This is a genomic window from Burkholderia sp. BCC1998, from assembly GCF_905339875.1.
GTDB lineage: Bacteria > Pseudomonadota > Gammaproteobacteria > Burkholderiales > Burkholderiaceae > Burkholderia.
Window position 1 is genome coordinate 169,233 of record NZ_CAJPHE010000018.1, and the last position, 6,045, is coordinate 175,277.

Genomic DNA, 6,045 nt, shown 5'->3' on the forward strand with positions numbered 1-6,045 from the left:
GCGTTCCATGCTGAAGGATACCTATCCGTACTATCTGGCCAACGAGGCCGTCTACGCGAACACCGATCTCGAAGTCACCGACAAGTTCAGCGGCAAGGTCGCGACACGCGTCGCGCTGGCCGACGCGAAGGCGATCGATGCGGCCATCGGTGCGGCGGTCGACGCCACGAAGCCGATGCGCGAGTTGCCGGCCTACAAGCGGCAGGCGGTGCTCGACCACTGTGTCGCGCGCTTTCGCGAGCGCTTCGACGAGCTGGCCGAGGCGTTGTGCATCGAGGCCGGCAAGCCGATCAACGATTCGAAGGGCGAAGTGACGCGGCTGATCGATACGTTCCGCGTCGCGTCCGAGGAGTCGGTGCGCATCGACGGCGAAGTGATCAACCTCGAGATCTCGGCCCGCGCGCAAGGCTACACCGGCTATACGCGGCGTGTGCCGATCGGCCCGTGCTCGTTCATCTCGCCGTTCAACTTCCCGTTGAACCTCGCCGCGCACAAGGTCGCACCGGCGCTGGCCGCTGGCTGTCCGTTCGTGCTGAAACCCGCGAGCCGCACGCCGATCGGCGCGCTGATCATCGGCGAGGTGCTCGCCGAAACCGACCTGCCGAAGGGCGCATTCTCGGTGTTGCCCGCGCATCGCGACGGCGCGGACCTGTTCACGACCGACGAGCGCTTCAGGCTGCTGTCGTTTACGGGCTCGCCCGCCGTGGGCTGGGCGCTGAAGGAGAAGGCCGGCAAGAAGAAAGTCGTGCTGGAGCTCGGCGGCAACGCGGCGGCGATCGTCGACGCGGACCAGCGCGACCAGCTCGACTACGTGGTCGAGCGTCTCGCGTTCGGCGCGTATTACCAGTCGGGCCAGAGCTGTATCGGCGTGCAGCGGATCCTCGTGCATGCGGACCTGTACGACGCGCTGCGCGACAAGCTGGTCGCGAAGACGCGTTCGCTGAAGATGGGCGATCCTAAGGATCCGTCGACGTTCGTCGGCCCGATGATCTCGGAATCCGAATCGCGCCGCCTGTCGGGCTGGATGGATGCGGCCGTCGCGGCGGGCGCGAAGATCGTCGCGGGCGGCAAGGTCGACGGCGCGATGTTCGAGGCGACGCTGCTGGAAAACGTCGGCCGCGAACAGGACCTCTACCGGAAGGAGGCATTCGGTCCGGTCGCGATCCTCGAGAAGTTCGAGCGCTTCGACGATGCGCTCGCGCGCGTCAACGACAGCGACTTCGGGTTGCAGGCGGGCGTGTTCACCGATTCGCTCGCGCATGCGCAGCGCGCATGGGACGAGCTGGAGGTGGGCGGCGTCGTGATCAACGACGTGCCGTCGTTCCGCGTCGACAACATGCCGTATGGCGGCGTGAAGGATTCGGGGCTCGGCCGCGAAGGGATCCGCTACGCGATCGAGGACATGACCGAGCCGCGCCTGATGGTCGTGCGGCGCCGCTAGCCGCGACGGGCGCCGCATGACGGCACGCGGGCGGGCGCATCGCGCCGGCCCGCGTGCCGTTTTCGTTTCGGCGCACACCGACGGATCGCGGCGATGTCCGCCGTGCGCCATCGTCGCGGCAGCGCGTACCGCGCCGGCCGAACGCGCTCGACTGCACGCATCGCATCGTGATGTAATCGCGCGAAATGGCCAACCGGGGTACGACACCGGCTGGCGTGCGCATTCATTCCTCACGAGGTCGATTCATGTCCCCCGTCTCGGCATTCAAGCTGGTTCTGTTGTCATTCCTCGCGATCGTTGCGCTCGAATACATCGCCAAGCGGTTGCGATTACCGCCAGCGGCCGCGCTGCTGATCGGCGGCATCGGCATCGCGTTCATTCCCGGCCTGCCGCCGATCAACCTCGATCCGGAGCTCGTGCTGCTCGTGTTCCTGCCGCCGCTGCTGATGGACGGCGCGTATTTCACCGTGTGGGAAGAGTTCAAGCGCAATGTGGGCGGCATCCTGCTGCTCGCGATCGGCGCGGTGGTGTTCACGACGTTCGCGGTCGGCTTCGCCGTGCACTGGGTCGTGCCGTCGCTGCCGTGGGCCGCGTGCTTTGCGCTTGGCGCGATCGTGTCGCCGCCCGATGCGGTGGCCGCGAAGGCGGTGCTCGAACGCGTCGCGCTGCCGCGCCGTCTGATGGTGCTGCTCGAAGGGGAGAGCCTGCTGAACGACGCGGCGGGCCTGGTGCTGTTCCGCTTCGCGGTCGCCGCCGCGCTGACGGGCGCGTTCAGCCTCGAGCACGCGGTCGTGCGTTTCGCGGAACTCGGGCTCGGCGGCGTCGTGGTCGGCTTCCTGGTCGGCAAGCTCGTCGTGTGGTTCCTGAAGCTGCTCGACGACGACTACCTGGTGGTCACCGTCGCGGTGATCGCCGGCTGGATCGCATACATCGCGGGCGAGATGGCCGAGGTGTCGGGCGTGATCGCGACGGTCACGACCGGCATGATCGTCGGCTGGCATCAGCACGAGGTGTTCTCGGCGGCCGTGCGCACGCGCGGCACCGCGTTCTGGCAGGTCATCGTGTTCCTGCTCGAAGCGCTGGTGTTCGTGCTGATCGGGCTGTCGCTGCGCGGCGCGATCCACCGGCTCGGCGGCTTCGAGCAGGTGCTCGCCACGATGATGCCGGCCGTGCTCGCGGTGCTGGCGGCCGTGATCGTATCCCGCTTCGTGTGGATCTATGCCGTCGAGGTGCTGAAGTGGCCGGTGCGCGGGATCGTGCGGCGCGGCGGCGCGCCCGACTGGAAGGCCGCGACGGTCATGAGCTGGGCCGGCATGCGCGGGGTCGTGACGCTGGCGATCGCGCTGTCGTTGCCGGAGGCGCTGCCGGGCCGCGACGTGATCCTGGTCGCGTCGTTCGCGGTGATCCTCGTCACCGTGCTGCTGCAGGGCACGACCATCGGCCCGCTGATCCGGCTGCTGCGCCTGCCGCAACGCGAAGAGCGCGCCGCGCATCACCTGACCGAGCCGCAGACGTGGGCGCATATCGAGGCAGCGCAGCTCGCGGCGATCCAGCCGCTGGTGCGCGACGACAGCGGCAACGTGATTCACCCGCGCCTGCTGGAGCAATACACGTATCGTGCGGAGCTGACCGAGCGGGCGAAGAACGAGCCCGAATATCCGGCGGAGGTCCGCGTCGCGCACTACGACGTCGTGCTGGCCGCGATCAAGGCCGGGCGCGCGGAGCTGCTGCGCCTGCATCGTACGGGCCGCATTCACGACGAGATGCTGCACATGGTCGAGCGCGATCTCGACCTGCAGGAAGTGTCCGCGCAGCACGCGCGCGGGTAACCGGCCGCACGGCCGGGCGTGAGCGCACGGCCGCCTTGCTGCGCCACCGGCGCCGGCCGGCGGCGTTCGATGCGTGCCGCGTCGCGGCCGATCCGGTTGCGGCGCGCGCTTTTCTCCTCTCCACCTTCCCCATTCTGTCGCATCGAAATCCGGTCCCGATCCGTTCGACGGGCGGCCTTGCAGCGTATGCAAACCTCATGGCGGCGGCTTCGCAAACGTTGTCGTCTTTCGCGCCAGGAAATGATCTGATTTATCTGAATTCCGCTCTCTCACCATATTTGGCAAAACTAAACCGGAAGGAGATAGATGCTGTGTTCTAATTTCATTTAGAATCAGCCGGTTATCTTTATTGAGAGAAAGCGCGCGGAGGTAATGCGACCGTCGTCGGGGTGAATTCGGCGTTCGGATCCCCGCGAGGCAATGCCGACAGGCCAGATCGGCAACACAGGCGGATTTCTCTGCCGCCATGTTTTAAGATGGCGTCCAAGTCGGATAAACAACTCCTATGAAAGAATCAATTGGAGATTTGGCGTTTGAAACGGTATTTATGAAAGAATCCAGCGGTGAAAATGCGCCGGATTGTCTCGAATCGGGGCTATCGGTTCTGCTCGTCGACGATCAGCCGTTCGTCGGCGAGGTGATCCGTCGCGCGCTGCGCAGCGAGCACGATATCGACCTGCATGTGTGCACCGACGCACACCGGGCGATGGCGGTCGCGCGCGACGTGAAGCCGACGGTCATCCTGCAGGATCTCGTGATGCCGGACATCGACGGCCTCGACCTCGTTCGCGCGTGGCGCGCGAACGCCGACACCGCACGCGTGCCGATCATCGTGCTGTCGGCGAAGGAAGAGCCGATCGTCAAGCGCGAGGCGTTCATCGCCGGCGCGAACGACTATCTCGTGAAGCTCCCGGACGCGATGGAGCTGACCGCGCGCATCCGCTATCACTCGAATTCGTACCTGATGTCACGGCAGCGCGACGAAGCGCTGGATTTCCTGTCGCACGACATGCGCTCGCCGCAGACCTCGATTCTCGCGCTGCTCGAGGTCTACCGGACCGAGCACGGCGACATGCCGGCGATCATGGAGCGCATTGCCGGCCACGCCCGGCGCGCGCTCGCGCTCGCCGACGGCTTCATCCACCTGACCCGCGCGCAGTCGGAACGCCGCGCGCACGAGGTCCTGAGCCTCAACGAGATCGTGCTCGACGCGGTCGACCAGCTGTGGGAGAAGGCGGCCGGATTCGGCAGCCGGGTCGTTGCCCACGTGCCCGGCACCGAGTGCGTGACGATGGGCGACCGCATGATGCTCACGCGCGCGGTCGCCAACCTGATCGACAACGCGCTGAAGTACGGCCCGGCCGGTACGGACGTGCATTGCACGCTGAGCGACGACGACGGTGCCTGGCTGATCGGCGTCGAGGACGCCGGCTCCGGCATCGCGCCCGAGCAGCGCACGGCCGCGACCGAGTCGTTCGTGCGGCTCGAATCCGCGCATGGCGCGGCGCGCGGCGGCTTCGGCCTCGGGCTTGCGTTCGTTCGCGCGACGGCCGCGCGGCATCGCGGCCAGATCCTGATGCGCAATACGGCGCGCGGCTTCATGGTCGCGCTTCGGCTGCCGGCACAAGCGGAGCGATGATTTCGCGGCGCGGCCCGCCGGTGCCGCGTTGCCCGCAGACCCCGATGCGCTCGTGGCGCGCCGTCCGGCGCGCAGGCGGGCGCGGATTTTTTCAACGCTGATTCTAGAAAGCCCATAACGAACATGGCCACCGTGACGCCCCGCGCGACCAATGAAAGCCTGCACACGACGAGCGGCGCCGCCCGGCTGACGCTCGGCAACCGTATCCTGATCAGCTTCGGCGTGCTGTTCGTGCTGATGCTGGTGATGGCCGGCGTGTCCTACGAGCGCCTGCGCGCGATCAACAGCGAAGCCGTCAGCATCGAACGCGATTCGCTGCCCGGCGTCTATCTCGCGGCGTCGCTGCGCGGCGCGGTCAACGAATCGTTCACGGCGCTGCAGCAGGCGACGTTCGTCGACACCGATCCCGAACTCGTGCAGCGCGATTTCGCGAAGATCGGCGAGGCGCTCAAGGAGGTCGAGTCGTTGTCGGTCGACTACCAGAACACGACGTTCCGCGATGACGACCGCCAGCGCTTCGCGACGTTTCGAGGGGCCTTCGACCGCTACCTGCCGCTGCTGAACGACGCGGTGCAGAAGAGCCGCGTGTCGCGCGAAGAGGCCGTCGCCGCCTATGCGAAGGTGCAGCCTTCATGGGCCGAGGTCGTGCGCAACGCGAATATCCTGGTGCAGGAGAACCGCAAGTTCGCCGACCAGTCCGCGAAGCTGATCCGCGAATCCGTGCAGGACACCGAGGTCGTGCTCGCGACCGCGCTGGCGATCGTGCTGCTGTCCGCGCTGGGGCTGGGCTACGGGCTGTACCGTTCCGTCACCGTGCCGATGACGCGGCTCGTCGAGGTGCACGACGTGATGCGTACCGGGAACCTGACGCGCCGCCTCGACCTGCGCCGCCGCGATGAATTCGGCACGCTCGAGACGGGCTTCAACCGGATGGCCGACGAGCTGACCGAACTGGTCGCGCGCGCGCAGCAGTCGTCGCTGCAGGTGACGACGTCGGTCGCCGAAATCGCGGCGACGTCGCGCGAGCAGCAGGCGACCGCGAACGAAACCGCGGCGACGACGACTGAAATCGGTGCGACGTCGCGCGAAATTTTCGCGACGTCGCGCGACCTGCTGCGCACGATGAACGAGGTGGC

At 67.0% G+C, this 6,045-nt stretch carries 4 protein-coding genes; all 4 read left to right on the forward strand.

Going from position 1 to position 6,045, the window contains the following annotated elements; genetic code table 11:
* Positions 1-7 precede the first annotated feature (7 nt).
* Positions 8-1,441 (forward strand): aldehyde dehydrogenase family protein, encoded by a 1,434-nt coding sequence (locus tag U5A56_RS27185; RefSeq protein ID WP_321925513.1) that lies wholly within the window; start codon positions 8-10, stop codon positions 1,439-1,441.
* A 245-nt stretch (positions 1,442-1,686) separates the two neighbouring features.
* Positions 1,687-3,270, forward strand: a complete 1,584-nt coding sequence (locus U5A56_RS27190) for a Na+/H+ antiporter (protein WP_044847545.1) — start codon at positions 1,687-1,689, stop codon at positions 3,268-3,270.
* 505 nt (positions 3,271-3,775) lie between these two features.
* Positions 3,776-4,909 (forward strand): hybrid sensor histidine kinase/response regulator, encoded by a 1,134-nt coding sequence (locus U5A56_RS27195; protein WP_044847544.1) that lies wholly within the window; start codon positions 3,776-3,778, stop codon positions 4,907-4,909.
* A 123-nt stretch (positions 4,910-5,032) separates the two neighbouring features.
* A partial coding sequence (locus U5A56_RS27200) for a methyl-accepting chemotaxis protein (protein ID WP_321803173.1) occupies positions 5,033-6,045 on the forward strand: 1,013 nt, incomplete at its 3' end.